This is a genomic window from Aeromonas sp. s10, assembly GCF_040907975.1.
In the GTDB taxonomy this organism is placed as follows: domain Bacteria; phylum Pseudomonadota; class Gammaproteobacteria; order Enterobacterales; family Aeromonadaceae; genus Aeromonas; species Aeromonas caviae.
In genome coordinates this window covers 22,357-39,499 of the sequence record NZ_JBFOCV010000045.1, presented here as the reverse complement: position 1 = coordinate 39,499, position 17,143 = coordinate 22,357, and the positions used below count along the sequence as shown (strand labels likewise).

The following is a 17,143-nucleotide window of genomic DNA, read 5'->3' as shown; positions in this document are numbered from 1 at the left end:
AAGAATCACTCAAAATTAAGTTAGGGTCGGATATGAGGGCAGGATTTTACTGGATAACCCGGTCGACGGCCAATCTTTAGTCGGCGGGCCCCACAAATAGCGCCTTGTCTGGCGGGCGTTGGGCACCTGGATGCCCTCCGCCAGACCCGGCCCCTCAAGAGAGATGACGGGTATTGAGCACCACCCCGAGCATGCGGGGACCGTATTCCCCCTGCTCGAGCCGGTCAGAAAAGTAACGAACCAGTAAAAATCCGATGGCGCCGCCCAGCAGACAGCAGAGGATGGTCACCCCCTCTCCCGCCGACAAGAGCGGCACCAGCCAGAGCTGGCCGAGCAGGGCGCCCAGCAGCAGACAGAAGAGCGGCAGCACGTACACCAGGGCCGCACCGCGCAGGATGCTGGCCTGAGGGATGCCCAGGCGGATCTGCTGGCCCACCGCTACATCGCCGGTGAGGGCGACCCGCAGCCGCTGCGCCTTCATGGGAAAGGCCTTGGCGACGGTGCCGGTCCCGCAGCTGGATTGTTGGTGGCAACCGCTGCAGGCGGATCGCCGCTCGCACTCCACCCAGGCGTGATTGCCGTCGATGGCCACTACTGTGGCCAGCTCTTCACTCATGTTACTCACCTGATGACTCCTCACAGGGGGCGGTGGATGCACCGGATCTCAGCACGGCGGCACCCTCAGGGCAAGTCTCACGGCAAAGACTCACTGCACCGCCTCGTTGCGGGCCAGCGGCTGCACGGCCTCGGCGATGCGCTTGGCGGTTTCGGCGGGCACCTCGCCCACCACGGTGATCTCTACCCCGACCTCGTTGACGAAGCTCACCAGCGAGGTGGCCCCCTGGCGAATCAACTGCTGGCGCACCGCCTGCTTGGGATCGACCCGGGAAACATAGACGGAGAGATCCACCAGCCCGTCGGAGAGCATCATGTAATCCACCGGCAGACTGGTGCTGACCAGCTGATGCCGATCCTGAGAGAGCACCTTGAAGCCATCGGGCAACCAGGTCAGGTGCCAGTTGAGGGTCTGCTGGGGAGCGGGATAGGCATCTTCCAGCGCCAGCGCATCCGGCAGCTTGCTGCGTGCCAGGGTGACCAGCCAGGGGGCCGGCGCAGATTGCCTGTCCAGATCCACCCCCAGCACCTGCTCCACCAGATTTCCTTCCCGATCCACCATGTCCACCCGCAGCAGCAGATGGCTCTGTTCGTCAATCCAGAGCACGAAGCCGTACTTGTCCGCCTCCTTGGGCACCAGCCGTACCACTTGTGCCACCAGGCCGGCCACCCGGCTGCGGCCCGCCAGCACGGGGTCATAACTCTCCATCACCCGGGGCAGCGGCATCCTCACCAGGCTCGACCAGACCCCGGGGAAACGCGCCCCCTTGAGGGTGTAGGGCTCATGGGTGTTTTCGAAGAAGGTGTATTCGTTCTGGCGTTGCAGGAACTCCACGGCCTTGCCGTCGAGATAGCTCAAGTGAGCCACCTCCTTGCCATCGATGATCCCGTGGCTGAAACGGATAGGCTCGAGGCGCCCCTGGCGGGCCTTGACCATGGACAATTCGAAGTTTTGTTGCGAAACGGCACTCTGCATCTGCTGCAACAAGGCCTCGGCCGACAGATCGTCGGCCGAGGCCTTGGCACAAATCAACAGGAGAGAGGCCAGCAGGATACGGCTGGACTGGCGCACGATCTGATCCCTAAAAATGCGTTATTCCTGAATCTGCTTGTCTTGCAGCAGACGCTGTTGCAGTTGATGGTCGCGCAGGAAGGCATTGATGCGCTCGCGCTGCTCCTGCATCTGCTGCTCGCTCAGACCTTGCTGACGCACGCCGGTCCGGCTGCCATCCTGGGGATAGTGCACGCTCACCGGCGCAGCACTGCCACCCACGGGTATGGTATTGAGCACCGGGCTGGTCGGTACACCATCCTTGCCCTGGTACTGCTGCACGCCGAAGATGACGGCGGCAGCCACGGAGGCGGCAATGGCATACTGCCCCACTTGCTGGCCAAAGCGGCGAACGAAGGGGATCACCTTGCCGGCGGGCTGCACCTGGGGCGCAGCAGGCTGTGCCGGCTTGGGCGCCGGTATGGCGGGTTCATCCTCCAGCGCCAGCATGATGCTGTCGCTGAGATCCAGTTGCAGATTGACCGGCAGGTCACCCCGCATGGCATCACCGATCAGATGGTAACGCGACCAGGTATCCTGCAGAGCGGGATCCGTTCCCAGCTCGTTCAGTACCTCGATTTCGCTGAGGTCGCCATCCATCAGGGCTGAAAGTTGCTCTTTATTTGCCATAAGTTTGCCTGTCTTTCCCCAGTTAATGCTCGATCAGAGGTTGCAGCTTTTTATCGATTGCTTCCCTCGCCCGGAAGATGCGGGATCTCACCGTACCCACCGGACAATCCATGATCTCCGCAATCTCCTCGTAGCTCAGCCCTTCCATTTCACGAAGGGTGATCGCCGTTCTCAAATCTTCTGGCAAGGCTTCTATGGCGGTAAACACGGTACGCTTGATCTCGTCGGTCAGCGCCAGGTTCTCCGGGGTGGCCACCTCTTGCAGGGCTTCACCACCACCATAATATTCAGCCTCGTCCGCTTCGACATCACTGCTGGGCGGTCTGCGCCCCTGTGACGTCAGGTAGTTTTTGGCCGTGTTGACGGCAATCCGGTACAACCAGGTGTAAAACGCGCTCTCGCCACGGAATGTCGGCAACGCACGGTAGGCCTTGATGAATGCCTCCTGCGCCACATCCGGTACATCGCCCGGATTGTTGACATACCTGGCCACCAGGTTGACCACCTTGTGCTGGTACTTGCGTACCAACAGGTTGAATGCATTTTTATCGCCACGCTGGACCCGTTCAACCAGCTGTTCGTCCAGTAGATTCTGGTCGCTCATCAGAGCCGTAAAACCCCCATCAGGTTATCGTTTTTCTTTTCCGGCCCCTTCTAAGCGCACAAGTTCAGACAGGAGGAATCAGGGAAAGTTCGCTTGCATTGAAAAAAATGTGATGCGGGCTGCATCACAACCCCCCTTGGGCTACCATGGGGCCAGTTCTTAATCCAGGCCAATGATACTTATGAAAGCAAGTGTTGAATACCTTTGCGACGTACTCATCATTGGCAGCGGTGCCGCCGGTCTGTCCCTCGCGTTGCGATTGGCAGACCAGGCCAAAGTCCTGGTTCTGAGCAAGGGGCCCATCAGTGAGGGGGCCACTCTCTATGCGCAAGGAGGCATCGCTGCCGTGTTCGACGAGACCGACAGCATCGAATCCCACGTGAGCGACACGCTCAACGCCGGCGCCGGGTTGTGCGACCCGGCGGTGGTGGAGTTCACCGCCCGCAACGCCCGCGACTCCATCCAGTGGCTCATTCAGCAAGGGGTCCCCTTCGATCAGGAAGAGGATGCCGAGGGGGAATCCCACTATCACCTGACCCGGGAAGGGGGCCACAGCCATCGCCGCATCTTCCACGCGGCCGACGCCACCGGCAAGGCGGTGCAGCTCACCCTGATCGACCAGGTGCGCGCCCACCCCAACATCCAGCTGATGGAGCGCTTCAACGCGGTCGATCTCATCACCACCCGCAAGTTGGGTCTGCCGGGCAACAAGGTACTGGGAGCCTATGTCTGGAATCGCAACGCCGAGCAGGTCGAGGTGATCCGCGCCCGCTTCGTGGCGCTGGCCACCGGCGGGGCCTCCAAGGTGTACCAGTACACCTCCAACCCGGACGTCAGCTCTGGCGACGGCATCGCCATGGCGTGGCGCGCCGGCTGCCGGGTGGCGAACCTGGAGTTCAACCAGTTCCACCCCACCAGCCTGTTCCACCCGGACGACCCCAACTTCCTGCTGACCGAAGCGCTGCGTGGCGAGGGGGCCTATCTGCGCCGTCCCGACGGCAGCCGCTTCATGCCGGAGTTTGACGAGCGGGCCGAGCTGGCCCCGCGGGATATCGTCGCCCGCGCCATCGACCACGAGATGAAGCGCCTCGGGGCGGATTGCATGTATCTGGACATCAGCCACAAGCCGGCGGATTTCATCATCAAGCACTTCCCGACCATTTATGAGCGCTGCCTCGCGGCCGGTATCGACATCACCAAGGAGGCGATGCCCATCGTCCCGGCGGCCCACTACACCTGTGGCGGCGTGATGATCGACAACAACGGCCAGACCGACATCCCCGGCCTCTATGCCATCGGCGAGGTGACCTATACCGGGTTGCACGGCGCCAATCGCATGGCCTCCAACTCCCTGCTCGAATGCGTGGTCTATGCCCACCAGGCGGGAGCCGACATCCTGGCCAAGCTGCCCACCAGCGTGGCGCCCCCCAGCCTGCCGGCCTGGGACGAGAGCCAGGTGGATGACTCGGACGAGCAGGTGGTGATCCAGCACAACTGGCACGAGCTGCGGCTGATGATGTGGGACTACGTGGGCATAGTGCGCACCAACAAGCGCCTGGCCCGGGCCAAGCGTCGCATCGATCTGCTCAAGCAGGAGGTGCAGGAGTACTACGCCAACTTCCGGGTCTCCAACAACCTGCTGGAGCTGCGCAACCTGTTGCAGGTGGCCGAGCTCATCGTCAACTGCGCCCTGGAGCGCAAGGAGTCTCGCGGTTTGCACTACAACCTGGATTATCCGGACATGCAGCCGGACTCCAAGCCAACCGTGCTGACCCCGGATCGGGAATGACGCCGGATCTGGAATAAGGCCGTTGCGTTCGATTCGGGCGTATGCCCTCCCCCAGATGACCCCGCCCAGGCGGGGTCATCTGCTATGAGCGGCAGATGTAGCAGGTAGAGAGACGCCCCTAGCGGACAGCGAGGTGAATGGCGCGGGCCAGGGCGCGGTAGTGTGCAGGGGCCAGGGCATCGGAGAAGAGCCAGAGCTGCCCCTCGGAGCCCTCCACTTTCTTCAGCCGCAACCAGAGCACCCCGGGCAGGATGCGGCTGCGGGGATCCAGCCGATGGCGCGCCCCTTGCCACTCGAGCCACTCCCCGTCCCAGACGAGCACGCCGCTCGCCGCCGGATGGCGGCGCAACGCGCGCCACAGACTCAGCCCCCAGACAGGGAGGAACAGCCCCCATTGCCAGCCCGGGATCAGGCTGGCGACGGGCAAGAGCAGCAACAGAAACAGGATGCACAGCAGCAGACGCTGCTGGCGGGAGGCGATCACGGGCATCACTACCCGCTGGGGAGACGCGAGGCTGGCCATGAGGGGTGGCGGTCGCGAGTCGGGCTCAGCGCAGGCTGTCGTGGCGGGCCTGATTGCGCTCGAGGATCAGGGGGATCATGGCGGCAAAATCGGGATCCTCGGGCACGCCGTGACCCATGCACCAGCGGAACAGCTCGGGATCCTCGCACTCCAGCAGGCGGATGAAGGTGCGCTGTTCGGCCTCGCCGAGGCCATCGAACTCGTGCTCAAAGAAGGGCATAAAGATCACATCCAGCTCGAGCATGCCGCGACGGCAGGCCCACTTCAGGCGGGACTTCTCACTTGGGTTCAACATGGAACTCTCCTTACAAAGACCGGGGAATGGTAGCAGCAGGATTTTCCGGCTGACAAACATTCCTTACGTCTTTACCATGCAGGTCACATACTTTCTGTCTCTGGAATCCCATCGTGAGCTTGCCGACCCCTCTTCTTCCTGCCGAGCCGACCCTGTTTTCCCTGACCAATCTGGCCATCACCCGCCTCGGCGGCCCGGATCGCGCCAAGTATCTGCAAGGTCAGGTGACCTGCGACGTCAACGCCCTGCAGCCGGGCCAGAGCACCCTCGGCGGCCACTGCGATCCCAAGGGCAAGCTGTGGAGCGATTTTCGCCTGCTCTGCCTGGAAGACAGCCTGCTGATGCTGACCAAGCCCTCGGTGCTGGCCCGCCAGCTGCCGGAGCTCAAGAAGTTTGCGATCTTTGCCAAGGTCGAGATCGGCGAGTTTCAGGGCAGCCTGGCCGGACTGGCCGGTCAGGGGACGGACGACTGGATGGCACAGCACTTCGCGCTGACCGGCACCGGCCTGGTGGAGGGCGGCATGGCAGTCAGGGTGGAGGCGGACCGCTGGCTGCTGGCGAGCACATCCCCGCTGGCCCTGAACCTGCCGGTGGGCGACGAAGGACTCTGGTGGGGGCTGGAAATCAAAGCCGGTCTCCCCCATCTGGAAGCGATCCATCAGGGGGAATACATCCCCCAGATGCTGAACCTGCAAGCCCTTGATGGAATCAGCTTCAACAAGGGCTGCTACATGGGGCAGGAGACGGTGGCGCGCGCCAAGTATCGCGGCGCCAACAACCGCGCCCTCTTCGTGCTGAGCGGCACTGCCGCAACGCAGGTGGCCAGCGGTGACACCCTGGAGATCCAGCTCGGTGACAACTGGCGCCGCAGCGGTCTGGTGCTCAACGCCTGGCAGCAGCAGGGTCAGGTATGGCTCACCGCCGTGCTGCCCAAGGACACCGAGGCCGACGCCCGCTTCCGCCTCAAGCTGGAAGAGGGCTCCAGCCTCAGTCTGCAGCCCCTGCCCTATGCGTTGATCGACTGAATCCCCCCTAGCGAGGCACCCGCGCCAGCAGTGCCTCCTGCAACCAGCGCCCCGCCTGCCCGAGCGGGCGGGCGCGATACCACTGCAACTCCAGCGCCAGTTCCGCCTCGGCGATGAAGTCTGGCTTGAGCACCACCAGCTCCCCCCGCGCCAGGGGCCGGTGCAGCAGAAACTCGGGCACCGCCGCCCATCCCAGCCCCAGTTTCACCAGCTCCAGGATCCCGAGATCTCCCTCCACCCACCACACTTGCGCCGAGAGGCGGAAGCGATGGCGCTCCGTCCCCTCCCGCCGTCCGGTCACCATCAACTGGCGAGCCCCTTGCAGGTCGCTCTCCTTCAACGGCGTCTTGTGGGCCAGGGGGTGATCCGGAGAGACCACCAGGGGCATGGTGACCGTCCCCAGGGAGCGGGAGACCAGCTCCCGCTCGGGGTGCGCCTTCTGATAGCTGATGCCAAGCTGGGCACGGCCGCTCTTGAGCAGCTCGGTCACGTCCTCCATCAGCGGGAACAGCAGCTCCAGCTCCACCGCCGGGTAACGGCTGGCGAACTCCTCCAGCAGGGAACCAAGCCAGGGCAGGTGGGAGTCATCGTCGATAGCCAGGGTGAGGCGCGACTCGACGCCGTTGGCCAGTTCTCCTGCGATGGCCTGCAGTCGCTCGCTCTGGGCCAGCAGCCCCCCTGCCTCCTGACAGATGCGGGCACCCGCCTCGGTCAGCACGGGATAGCGGCCGCTGCGATCGAACAACGCAAGGCCGAGATCGATCTCCAGGTTGGCGATGGCGGCACTCACCACCGACTGGGCCTTGCCCAGCCTGCGCGCAGCCGCCGAGAACGACCCGGTCTCGGCCGTCGCCAGCAATGCCTTGAAGTGTTCCAGTGAAGGGGTCATGAGCCTGCTCCGCCGTGCTGTTGTGTCGTCACATCTATCTATTTTAGCGATAGATACCAACGTGAATCTATCCGGTTTTGGCGATACATTGCCGCCATTCCCTGACCAAAGAGAGAGACAAACCATGCGTACGACCCGTGACCGCCTGCGCCACGCCATCGGCTTCGAATTGATTGGCCTGCTGATCGCCGCTCCGCTGGCCAGCTGGGTGACCGGCGTCGGGCTCAACCACATGGGCCCCCTGGCCCTGTTCTTCTCGGTGGTCGCCACCGTCTGGAACTATGTCTACAACATCGGGGTGGACAAGCTGCTGCTGCGCTATCAGGGCCACACCCACAAGGCGCTGTGGCAGCGTGTGCTGCACACCCTGGGGTTCGAGGGGGGCCTGCTGATCGTGGCCCTGCCGGTGATGTCCTGGTGGCTCGACATCGGCCTACTGGAGGCGCTGGTGCTGGATATGGGCTTCGTGCTCTTCTACCTGGTCTATGCCTTCGTCTACAACTGGAGTTACGACAAGGTGTTCCCCATTCCCATGGGACAGGTGCAGAAGGTGCTGGGATAAGCGATTCGAGGGGTAAGGGCGAGGCACCATCATGCGATGGCATGATGGTGCTGAAGAGGGCCTCGCGGGGTCAGGCCTGGGCCTTGACCTCTTCCGGCGGGGTGTCGTCCTGCCTGGTTTCCTGGCGCATCATGGCTTCGAGGTCGCTCTGGTACTGGTTCAGCATGCGTTGGGCCGCCACCATGTCCCCCTTGTGCAGGCGCTCGAACAGATGATGCTGCACCACGCCGTTGAGGTACTCCACCGTGATGGGTTGCTCCAACGCCGACAACAGCTCCTCTTTTTCCAGCTCCGCATTGATCTCGTCGACACTGGTACGCAGCAGACCGGCCAGTTGCACCAGCATGCGGCGCTCCCCTTCACGCAACAGGCTCAACATGCGGTTTCTCTGCTGCTCATTCTGTTGGGTCATACATTTCCTTACGTAGAATTGGAACAAGCCCGCTCATTCTGCCCTGTCCTTTTCACAGCGTCCATCTCGGGCGCATGACTTATTCCGGGTGCGGGGGGCCGGGTGCTATTTGCCCCCCGGCCCGGTATAGTAACGGCTGATCCAGGGGGCCCGTGCGCCCCGTTGCCGAGACCGTCCATCCCTATGACCGATGCCATTCTGGTGCTCTGCACCTGCCCCGACGAGACCAGTGCAGACCGCCTCTGCGAGCAGCTGCTCGACCAGCGCCTCGCCGCCTGCATCAACCAGCTGCCCGGGGTCACCTCCGTCTATCGCTGGCAGGGCAAGACGGAGCGAACCCGGGAGATCCAGCTCGTCATCAAGAGTCGGGCCGCGCTGTTCGAACCCCTGCGCCAGTGCATTCTCGCCCACCATCCCTACGAGGTACCGGAGATCCTGGCGCTTCCGGCAAGCCAGGGCCACCCTGCCTATCTCGACTGGTTGACACAGGAGACCTCATGACCGCCTCTCGCCCCCTCTCCTTCCTGCTGATGCTGCTGGGCCTGCTCTGCGTCCTGACGACGGCCCCCGCCCGGGCCAGCAGCCAGGATCTGCTCGGCAGCCTCGGCATCGAGACCCAGCCCAGATTCCTCAAGGTGGATCAGGCCTTCGCCCTCGAGAGCGAACAACAGGGTGATCGGCTGCTGCTCCGGATACGCATCGCCGACGGCTACTACCTCTATCGCCACAGTATCCGTGTGAAGGGAGAGAACCTCGCCTTCGACGAGCCCGTCCTGCCCCCCGGCACCGAGCACGAGGATGACTTCTTCGGCAAGAGCCGGGTCTATTACCAGGAGGTGCAGATCCCCGTCGCACTGACCCGGGTCGGGGACGCGGCCAGCCTCACCCTGAGTTACCAGGGCTGCACCGAGGGACTCTGCTACCCACCGACCGACAAGCGGATCGCCGTCGAGCCCCTCGCCGCCCCCGCCCGGGCGGAAGCGGTGGCCAGCCTTCAAGGCACCGACGTGCCGGGCAGCCAGCAGGACAGGCTGGCGGCCGCCCTTGGCAGCCAGGGGTTCTGGATCAGCGTCGCCGCCTTCTTCGCCCTGGGTCTCGGCCTCGCCTTCACCCCCTGCGTCTTCCCCATGTATCCCATCCTGACCGGGATCATCGCCGGGGCCGGGCATCGCCTCTCCACCCGTCGCGCCTTCCTGCTCTCCTTCGTCTATGTGCAGGGGATGGCGGTCACCTATACCCTGCTCGGGCTCGTCGTCGCCTCGGCGGGCCTGCAATTCCAGGCGGCCCTGCAGCACCCCTATGTGCTCATCGGCCTCTCGGTGATGTTCGTGCTGCTCGCCCTCTCCATGTTCGGGCTCTACACCCTGCAACTGCCGAGCAGCCTGCAAACCCGTCTCTCGGGCTTCTCCAACCGCCAGCAGGGCGGATCCGTGGCCGGCGTCGCCATCATGGGCATGATCTCGGGACTGGTCTGCTCCCCCTGCACCACGGCGCCGCTCTCCGGGGCCCTCATCTACGTGGCCCAGAGTGGCGACCTCTGGCTCGGCGGTGCGGCCCTCTATGCCCTCTCCCTGGGCATGGGGCTGCCGCTGCTCTTGCTCGGCACCTCTGGCGGCAAGCTGCTGCCCAGGGCCGGCGCCTGGATGGATGTGATCAAGCAACTCTTCGGTTTTGCGCTGCTGGCGGTACCCATCCTGCTGCTCTCAAGGCTCCTGAGCGACCAGATGTCCACCCTGCTCTGGCTCGGCTGGGGGCTGGTGCTGTGCGGTTATCTCTATCACCACAACCAGCATCGCGCCCATTCGGTGGGCAAGAGCCTCGGCGGCTTCGTCCTGCTGCTGGGGATGATGGGTCTGGTGGTGGTGGGCAAGGATCTGCTGCTGCCACCCGAGGGGGCCAATGCCGCCGCCCAGACCCAGGCCCCCCGATTCATCCGCATCAAGACCCTGGACGATCTCAAGGTGCAGCTCGCCGCCGCCCGCGGCAAGCCGGTGCTGCTGGATCTCTACGCCGACTGGTGCGTGGCCTGCAAGGAATTCGAGCACAAGACCTTCAGCGACCCCGATGTGCAGGCGCGCTTCAGCGAGATGGTGCTGCTGCAGGCGGACGTCACCGCCAACGACGACGCCGATGTGGATCTGCTCAACGGCCTCAACGTGCTGGGATTGCCGACCCTCATCTTCTTCGATCGCGATGGCAACGAGCTGAACGGCCAGCGGGTGACCGGCTTCATGGGGCCTGCCGAATTTCTCGGCCAGCTGGACAAGCTGCGCTGATACCGGGTGGCACATGCAACCGTGTGGGCCCCCGGTTTGACCGCCATTTTTCCGGCAATCCCTTGTATATGACCGACGCCGTGGCAATATTTGCGCTTTCCCGTCTCGTTCGTCCGGAGTTTTGATGAAAAAGTGGTTCATCCCCCTGCTGGCCCTCTGGCTTTATGGCTGCAACGCAGGTCCCGGTGAAGAGACCATCCAGAGCCAGGTCACCGCCAGGTTGCAGGCGGGCACAGATGCTGACCTGTTCGACATCCGCGACTTCGCCGTGCTCGGCAAGGAGGAGCGGATGGAGGGGGTCTATCTGGTCAAGGTGAGCTACCAGCTCCACTTCAAGCAGGGACTGGATCAGTTGCAGGTGCTGCACGACGAGGATCTCGTCTATGACAGGGTCGGCCCCTTCCAGCAGGAGATGGGGCTGATGGAGCTCGAGCGCAAATATGGCGACTTCGAGGCAGGCCAGGCCCTGGCGCAGGAGACCCAGGTCTGGATGATGAAGACGGAGCAGGGCTGGCGCCTGGCCGAGCCAGACGCGACGCAGCAGGGATAATCCCGAGCCCCCCTCCCCCTAGAGCAGATCCTTCAGCCGATACCAGAGCATCCCGAGCGCCAGCAACGGAGAGCGCAGCGCCGGGCCACCCGGGAAAGTCATGTGGGGGACGCGGCTGAAGAGATCGAAGCCCCGGCTCTCCCCCTTGATCGCCTCCGCCACCAGCTTGCCCGCCATGTGGGTGGCATTGAGGCCATGGCCCGAATAGGCCTGGGCATAGAAGACGTTGGGATGCTGCTCGAGGCGGCCTATCTGGGGCAGCCGGTTGGCGCCTATGCCTATCATGCCCCCCCACTGGAACTCGATGGCGGTACCCGCGAGCTCGGGGAAGACCCGCAGCAGCTTGGGCAGCATGAAGGCCTTGATGTCGCGGGGGTCACGGCCCGAGTAGTTGCAGGCACCGCCAAACAGCAGGCGACCATCCGCCGACAACCGATAGTAGTCGAGCGCCACGTTCTGATCGCACACCGCCATGTTCTGTGGCAGCAAGCGCTGGCGCAGGCGCTTCTCCAGCACCTGGGTGGCGAGAATGTAGGAGCCCGCCGGCAGCACCTTGCCCCCGAGATCGGGCTGGAGGTCGCCCAGGTAAGCGTTGCAGCCGATTACCAGGTAGTCCGCGCTGACCCGGCCGTGGGCCGTAGTCACCTCGACACGCTCGCCGTAATCGATGTGGGTCACCCTTGAGTGTTCGAACAGGGAGCCCCCGAGACTGGCTACCGCCCGCGCTTCGCCGAGGGCAAGGTTGAGAGGATGCAGGTGACCGGAGCCCATGTCGCTCATCCCGCCGATATAGCGATCCGACCCGACCACGGTGTGCATCTCCTCCCGCGCCACCATTTTCAGTGCGTGCCGATAACCCAGGCTCGCCAGGTGCTCGGCATCCTCCTCGAACCCCTTCAGGTGACGCGCCTTGGTGGCGAGATCGCAATAGCCCCAGGTCAGATCGCACTCGATATTGAAACGCTCGACCCGCTCGCGCACCAGCTGCACCGCTTCGATCCCCATCAGATCCAGCTCCCGCACGCCCGCCTCGCCAATCCAGCGGGCAAACTGGCTGGTATCGTGGCCGATGCCGCGGATCAGCTGGCCGCCGTTGCGCCCCGACGCTCCCCAACCGATGCGGTTGGCCTCCAGCAGCACCACCTTGTAACCGGCATCGGCCAGGTTGATGGCGGTGTTGAGGCCGGTGAAACCGCCACCGATGACGCAGACGTCCGCATCCAGCTCACCACTGAGCTCGGGCCACTGCCGATGGTCGTTGCGAGTGGCCGCGTAATAGGAGGCCGTGTGTTCCTGATGTCCCTGTCTTCCTGTCTGCATGCTCAGCATCCTGCCTGGTTGCATTCGTTTACTAAATTAAACGGATGTCATCGATAATACCCAGCCCCCCATCCCCAATCCAGCCCGTCAGGATCACAGAAATGCAAAAGGCGCCCCGAAGGGCGCCTTTTCATGCAATCAAGGTGCTGCGAATTACAGTACGTCGATGGCGTTCAGGTCGGAGAAGGCCTTCTCCAGACGCGCGATCATGGAAGTCTGACCGGCACGCAGCCATACGCGCGGATCGTAGAACTTCTTGTTCGGCTTGTCGGCACCTTCCGGGTTGCCCAGCTGGCCTTGCAGGTAGGCTTCGTTGGACTTGTAGAAGTTCAGCACGCCTTCCCAGGTCGCCCACTGGGTGTCGGTGTCGATGTTCATCTTCACCACACCGTAGGAGATGGATTCGCGGATCTCTTCCAGGGTAGAGCCGGAGCCACCGTGGAACACGAAGTCCAGGGACTTGGCAGGCAGACCGAACTTCTCGGAGACGTACTTCTGGGAGTTGTCCAGGATCTTCGGAGTCAGCTTGACGTTACCCGGCTTGTACACACCGTGCACGTTGCCGAAGGAGGCAGCGATGGTGAAGCGCGGGCTGATCTTGGACAGACGCTCGTAGGCGTAGGCCACGTCTTCCGGCTGGGTGTACAGGGAGGATTGGTCCAGGTGGCTGTTGTCCACGCCGTCTTCTTCACCGCCGGTGCAGCCCAGTTCCAGCTCCAGAGTCATGTTCATCTTGGCCATGCGGGTCAGGTACTCGCAGCAGATGTCGATGTTCTCTTCCAGAGACTCTTCGGACAGATCCAGCATGTGGGAGGAGAACAGCGGCTTGCCGGTTTCGGCAAAGTGCTTCTCGCCCGCGTCCAGCAGACCGTCGATCCACGGCAGCAGCTTCTTGGCAGCGTGGTCGGTGTGCAGGATCACGGGAACACCGTAGGCTTCGGCAACGGCGTGCACGTGCTTGGCACCGGAGATGGCACCCAGGATGGCAGCTTGCTGGCCTTCCAGCTTCAGACCCTTGCCGGCGGTGAACACGGCACCACCGTTGGAGAACTGTACGATAACCGGGGCTTTGACCTTGGCAGCAGCTTCCAGCACGGCGTTCACGGAGTCGGTACCGACGCAGTTGACGGCCGGCAGAGCGAAGCCGTTTTCCTTGGCGATGGCGAACACTTTCTGAACGTCATCACCAGTGATCACGCCGGGTTTTACGAAGTCGAAAATTTTCTTAGACATGTTTAATCGTCCTGTCTCGTATGCCGTTAATAAAAAGTGGGGGGTTCATCATGAACCGGCACAGCGGCCACATGATAAACGAAACGGGAGGCTTTTGCCCCCCGTCCCGGGTCAATTAGGCTTTGGCGCGCTCTTCGAGAATCGCGACAGCCGGCAGTACCTTGCCTTCTACGAACTCCAGGAAGGCGCCGCCGCCGGTGGAGATGTAGGAGACCTTGTCGGCGATGCCGAACTTGTCGATGGCAGCCAGGGTGTCACCACCGCCAGCGATGGAGAAGGCCGGGGAAGCGGCGATGGCTTCGGCGATCACCTTGGTGCCTTCAGCGAACTGGTCGAACTCGAACACGCCGACCGGGCCGTTCCACAGGATGGTCTTGGCGTTCATGATGATGTCGGCCAGGGCCTTGGCGGAATCCGGACCGATGTCGAAGATCATGTCGCCGTCAGTCACGTCGGACACGGACTTGATGGTGGCCGGGGTGGATTCGGAGAACTCGGCACCCACAACCACGTCGGTGGTCACCGGAATGTTGGTTTCGGCAGCCAGTTTCTTGGCGGTGTCGATCAGATCGTGCTCGCACAGGGACTTGCCGACGTTGTGACCGGCAGCAGCGATGAAGGTGTTGGCGATGCCACCACCGACCACCAGCTGGTCAGCGATCTTGGAGAGGGATTCGAGTACGGTCAGCTTGGTGGAGACCTTGGAGCCGCCCACGATGGCAACCATGGGGCGCTCGGGCTTCAGCATGGCTTTGCCCAGGGCTTCCAGTTCACCGGCCAGCAGGGGGCCTGCACAGGCAACCGGCGCGAACTGGGCCACACCGTAGGTAGAGCCTTCGGCGCGGTGAGCAGTACCGAATGCATCCATTACAAAGACGTCACACAGGGCGGCGTATTTTTTGGCCAGCTCTTCGGTGTTCTTCTTCTCGCCTTTGTTGAAGCGGCAGTTTTCCAGCACAACCAGCTCACCGGCGGCGACGTCTACGCCATCCAGGTAGTCTTTGGCCAGACGAACCGGGCAGGACAGTGCGTCTTTCAGATAGTTGACAACCGGAGCCAGGGAGAATTCTTCGTTGTATTCACCCTCGGTCGGACGACCCAGGTGGGAGGTGATCATCAGCTTGGCGCCCTTTTCCAGAGCCAGCTTGATGGTCGGCAGAGTCGCAACGATACGTGCATCGGAAGTGACCTTGCCGTCTTTTACCGGCACGTTCAGGTCAGCACGGATCAGAACGCGTTTGCCCGCCAGATCCAGGTCGGTCATCTTGATAACAGACATATTCAGTCCTCTATATATTTTCAGGTAATGTTAAAAAAACAGTAACCTTGCGCCCGGTGCAGACTTTCAGCCTGCGGCCATCATGGCCCGGGTGGTATCCAGCATGCGGTTGGCGAAGCCCCATTCGTTATCGCACCACATCAACATCTTGACGAGGTTGGCATCGCTGACCCGGGTCTGGGTACCATCAATGATGCAGGAGTGTGCATCATGATTAAAGTCTACGGAGACCAGTGGCTCTTCCGTGTAGTCCAGAATACCGTGTAATGTACCTCTGGATGCCCGTTGCAGGGCTTGATTTACGTCACTAACTGTCACTTTTTTACGAACAGTAATGCTCAGATCCATGGCGGTTACATTGATGGTCGGTACCCGTACCGCGATCGCCTCGAACTTGCCGGCAAAGTGGGGAAGGATACGTTCCAACCCCTTTGCCAGCTTGGTATCCACCGGGATGATGGACTGGCTGGCCGCCCGGGTTCTGCGCAAGTCGCCGTGATAGGCATCGATGACTTGCTGATCGTGCATGGCCGAATGAATTGTCGTAATAGTACCACAATTTATCTCGAATTCTCGATGCAATGTTTCGATGACGGGGACCACGCAGTTGGTGGTGCAGGAGGCGTTAGAGACGATCCGCTCCCGCCCGGTCAGCACCTGGTGGTTGACCCCGTAGACGATGGTGGCGTCCACATCCGCGTCCGCCGGATGGGAGAAGAGCACCTTGCCCGCTCCCGCCCCCAGATGCAGCTCGGCATCGGCCCGGGAGCCGAACACCCCAGTGCAGTCCAGCACCACGTCCACCCCCAGCGCCCGCCACGGCAAGTTCGACGGATCCCGCTCGGCAAACAGGGCGATGAGATCCTCCCCCACCTGCATGCTGTTGCCCGCCAGTTGCACCGGATAGCGGAACCGGCCGTGGCTGGTGTCAAAGCGGGTCAGGTGCACCATGGCCTCGGGGGCCGCCAGCTCGTTGATGGCCACTATCTTGATGGTCTTGTCGCGGCCGCTCTCGTAGAGGGCCCGCAGCACGTTGCGGCCGATGCGGCCATAGCCGTTGATGGCAATCTTGATCATGGAAACGTTGTGTCCTTAGCTGCGACAAAGGGATGGGAGGAAGGGGCGACTCACGAGAGCAGTGCCTCGCGAAAGACGCCGCGGGCCAGCAGTGCGGCACCGAATACCCCGGCGCTGTCCCCCAGAGCCGGCACTATCATGGGGGTGGCGAAGCGGGGGTTGAACAGGAAAGGCAATACCGTTTCGCGCCCGGCGCGATAGAGGCTCTGCACATTGCCCACGCCGCCACCGATGACGATGACGTCCGGATCGAGAATATTGATCACGTTGGCGAGGGCCTGGCCGAACAGCAGGTGCAACCTGTCCATGGTGAGCCTGGCGACGTGATCATGGGCACTGGCCGCAGCAATCTGGGCGAGCGAGAGACGGCGTTTGGTCCTGGCCTCGTACCAGGCCTCCAGCGCCGGGCCGCTGATGAGGGTTTCGACGCAGCCGCGCTTGCCGCAGTAGCACTCTGGCCCCTCCGGCAACATGACGTTGTGCCCCCACTCCCCGGCGATGCCGTGGTGACCGTTGAGGATCTGGCCGTTGATGACGATGCCGGCCCCGACCCCGGTGCCCATGATGATGCCGAACACCACTTTTGCATCGGGATGATGCTGGCGCACCGCCCCCAGGTGGGTTTCCGCCAGGGCGAAACAGTTGGCGTCGTTGGCGATGAGCACGGGGACGCCCAGCCTGCGCTCCAGATCTTCCTTGAGCGGCTTGCCGTTGAACTCGGTGGTGTTGCTGTTTTTCAGCAGCCCGGTCTGGGGGTCCCGGGCCCCCGGCGTCCCCATGCCGATGAGTGCAGGACGCCGACCGAGTTTGGCGGCACACTCGTCCACCAGTTTGGCGATCTGGCCCAGCATGTGCTGGTAGCCGCCGTGCCGTTCAGTGGGAATGCGGTGGCGCAGCAACACCTCGTCGCCATCGAGCACCACGCACTCGCACTTGGTCCCGCCAAGATCGATGCCCCAATCCCACGCCCGCTTCTCCATCCAGCCTCCTGCCCCTCAACGACCCCATCCCGG

At 62.8% G+C, this 17,143-nt stretch carries 19 protein-coding genes; 6 read left to right on the top strand and 13 right to left on the bottom strand.

Annotated features, from left to right (window positions below; translation table 11 throughout):
- Window positions 1-154 precede the first annotated feature (154 nt).
- The 4 genes from AB5Y59_RS16895 to rpoE all read right to left on the bottom strand — a co-directional run bounded on the left by AB5Y59_RS16895 (window position 155) and on the right by rpoE (window position 2,900).
- Complete coding sequence (locus AB5Y59_RS16895) at window positions 155-616, bottom strand: SoxR reducing system RseC family protein (RefSeq protein WP_039040538.1); 462 nt, start codon at window positions 614-616, stop codon at window positions 155-157.
- Between the two features lie 90 nt (window positions 617-706).
- On the bottom strand, window positions 707-1,687 hold the full coding sequence (locus AB5Y59_RS16890) for a MucB/RseB C-terminal domain-containing protein (protein ID WP_010675643.1): 981 nt from the start codon (window positions 1,685-1,687) through the stop codon (window positions 707-709).
- A 21-nt stretch (window positions 1,688-1,708) separates the two neighbouring features.
- On the bottom strand, window positions 1,709-2,296 hold the full coding sequence (locus tag AB5Y59_RS16885; protein WP_368212407.1) for an RseA family anti-sigma factor: 588 nt from the start codon (window positions 2,294-2,296) through the stop codon (window positions 1,709-1,711).
- 22 nt (window positions 2,297-2,318) lie between these two features.
- On the bottom strand, window positions 2,319-2,900 hold the full coding sequence (gene rpoE, locus AB5Y59_RS16880; protein ID WP_010675645.1) for an RNA polymerase sigma factor RpoE: 582 nt from the start codon (window positions 2,898-2,900) through the stop codon (window positions 2,319-2,321).
- Window positions 2,901-3,081: 181 nt separating this feature from the next.
- On the opposite strand from rpoE, the gene nadB reads away from it, so the two are divergent.
- Window positions 3,082-4,689, top strand: a complete 1,608-nt coding sequence (gene nadB, locus AB5Y59_RS16875) for an L-aspartate oxidase (RefSeq protein WP_368212405.1) — start codon at window positions 3,082-3,084, stop codon at window positions 4,687-4,689.
- A 118-nt stretch (window positions 4,690-4,807) separates the two neighbouring features.
- On the opposite strand, the gene AB5Y59_RS16870 is transcribed toward nadB, so the two are convergent.
- Together AB5Y59_RS16870 and AB5Y59_RS16865 are read right to left on the bottom strand one after the other, a co-directional pair.
- Window positions 4,808-5,179 (bottom strand): protein YgfX, encoded by a 372-nt coding sequence (locus AB5Y59_RS16870; protein WP_274799359.1) that lies wholly within the window; start codon window positions 5,177-5,179, stop codon window positions 4,808-4,810.
- Between the two features lie 58 nt (window positions 5,180-5,237).
- Window positions 5,238-5,507, bottom strand: a complete 270-nt coding sequence (locus AB5Y59_RS16865; protein WP_041213909.1) for a succinate dehydrogenase assembly factor 2 — start codon at window positions 5,505-5,507, stop codon at window positions 5,238-5,240.
- A gap of 113 nt (window positions 5,508-5,620) precedes the next feature.
- Between AB5Y59_RS16865 and ygfZ the strand changes: the two genes are divergently transcribed.
- Window positions 5,621-6,532, top strand: a complete 912-nt coding sequence (gene ygfZ / locus AB5Y59_RS16860) for a tRNA-modifying protein YgfZ (RefSeq protein ID WP_210555955.1) — start codon at window positions 5,621-5,623, stop codon at window positions 6,530-6,532.
- A gap of 7 nt (window positions 6,533-6,539) precedes the next feature.
- Here ygfZ and AB5Y59_RS16855 read toward each other — a convergent pair whose 3' ends face one another.
- On the bottom strand, window positions 6,540-7,421 hold the full coding sequence (locus AB5Y59_RS16855) for a LysR family transcriptional regulator (RefSeq protein ID WP_201955527.1): 882 nt from the start codon (window positions 7,419-7,421) through the stop codon (window positions 6,540-6,542).
- Between the two features lie 124 nt (window positions 7,422-7,545).
- Here AB5Y59_RS16855 and AB5Y59_RS16850 point away from each other — a divergent pair, with 124 nt between their 5' ends.
- A complete protein-coding gene (locus tag AB5Y59_RS16850) occupies window positions 7,546-7,983 on the top strand; it encodes a PACE efflux transporter (RefSeq protein ID WP_201888174.1) in 438 nt (145 codons plus the stop codon).
- Window positions 7,984-8,053: 70 nt separating this feature from the next.
- On the opposite strand, the gene AB5Y59_RS16845 is transcribed toward AB5Y59_RS16850, so the two are convergent.
- A complete protein-coding gene (locus tag AB5Y59_RS16845; protein WP_010675652.1) occupies window positions 8,054-8,395 on the bottom strand; it encodes a hypothetical protein in 342 nt (113 codons plus the stop codon).
- A gap of 183 nt (window positions 8,396-8,578) precedes the next feature.
- On the opposite strand from AB5Y59_RS16845, the gene cutA reads away from it, so the two are divergent.
- From cutA to AB5Y59_RS16830, 3 genes are all read left to right on the top strand, one after another.
- Complete coding sequence (gene cutA, locus AB5Y59_RS16840; RefSeq protein ID WP_010675653.1) at window positions 8,579-8,896, top strand: divalent-cation tolerance protein CutA; 318 nt, start codon at window positions 8,579-8,581, stop codon at window positions 8,894-8,896.
- Window positions 8,893-10,671 carry a protein-disulfide reductase DsbD gene (locus tag AB5Y59_RS16835; protein WP_368212402.1) on the top strand — a complete coding sequence of 593 codons (1,779 nt, stop codon included), beginning with the start codon at window positions 8,893-8,895 and terminating at the stop codon, window positions 10,669-10,671. Before cutA ends, AB5Y59_RS16835 begins: the two co-directional genes overlap by 4 nt.
- Window positions 10,672-10,795: 124 nt before the next feature.
- Entirely contained in the window at window positions 10,796-11,221 is a 426-nt protein-coding gene (locus AB5Y59_RS16830) for a hypothetical protein (protein WP_039040544.1), read from the top strand.
- Between the two features lie 18 nt (window positions 11,222-11,239).
- On the opposite strand, the gene AB5Y59_RS16825 is transcribed toward AB5Y59_RS16830, so the two are convergent.
- From AB5Y59_RS16825 to AB5Y59_RS16805, 5 genes are all read right to left on the bottom strand, one after another.
- Window positions 11,240-12,541: an NAD(P)/FAD-dependent oxidoreductase gene (locus AB5Y59_RS16825; RefSeq protein WP_368212400.1), complete on the bottom strand. Its 1,302-nt coding sequence runs from the start codon at window positions 12,539-12,541 to the stop codon at window positions 11,240-11,242.
- A 153-nt stretch (window positions 12,542-12,694) separates the two neighbouring features.
- Window positions 12,695-13,774, bottom strand: coding sequence for a class II fructose-bisphosphate aldolase (fbaA, locus tag AB5Y59_RS16820; protein WP_010675658.1), 1,080 nt, complete (start codon window positions 13,772-13,774; stop codon window positions 12,695-12,697).
- Between the two features lie 115 nt (window positions 13,775-13,889).
- On the bottom strand, window positions 13,890-15,053 hold the full coding sequence (locus tag AB5Y59_RS16815) for a phosphoglycerate kinase (protein WP_052815671.1): 1,164 nt from the start codon (window positions 15,051-15,053) through the stop codon (window positions 13,890-13,892).
- A gap of 66 nt (window positions 15,054-15,119) precedes the next feature.
- Window positions 15,120-16,130, bottom strand: a complete 1,011-nt coding sequence (epd, locus tag AB5Y59_RS16810; RefSeq protein ID WP_041211676.1) for an erythrose-4-phosphate dehydrogenase — start codon at window positions 16,128-16,130, stop codon at window positions 15,120-15,122.
- Between the two features lie 50 nt (window positions 16,131-16,180).
- Window positions 16,181-17,110 carry an ROK family protein gene (locus AB5Y59_RS16805; protein ID WP_368212399.1) on the bottom strand — a complete coding sequence of 310 codons (930 nt, stop codon included), beginning with the start codon at window positions 17,108-17,110 and terminating at the stop codon, window positions 16,181-16,183.
- Between the last annotated feature and the right edge of the window lie 33 nt (window positions 17,111-17,143).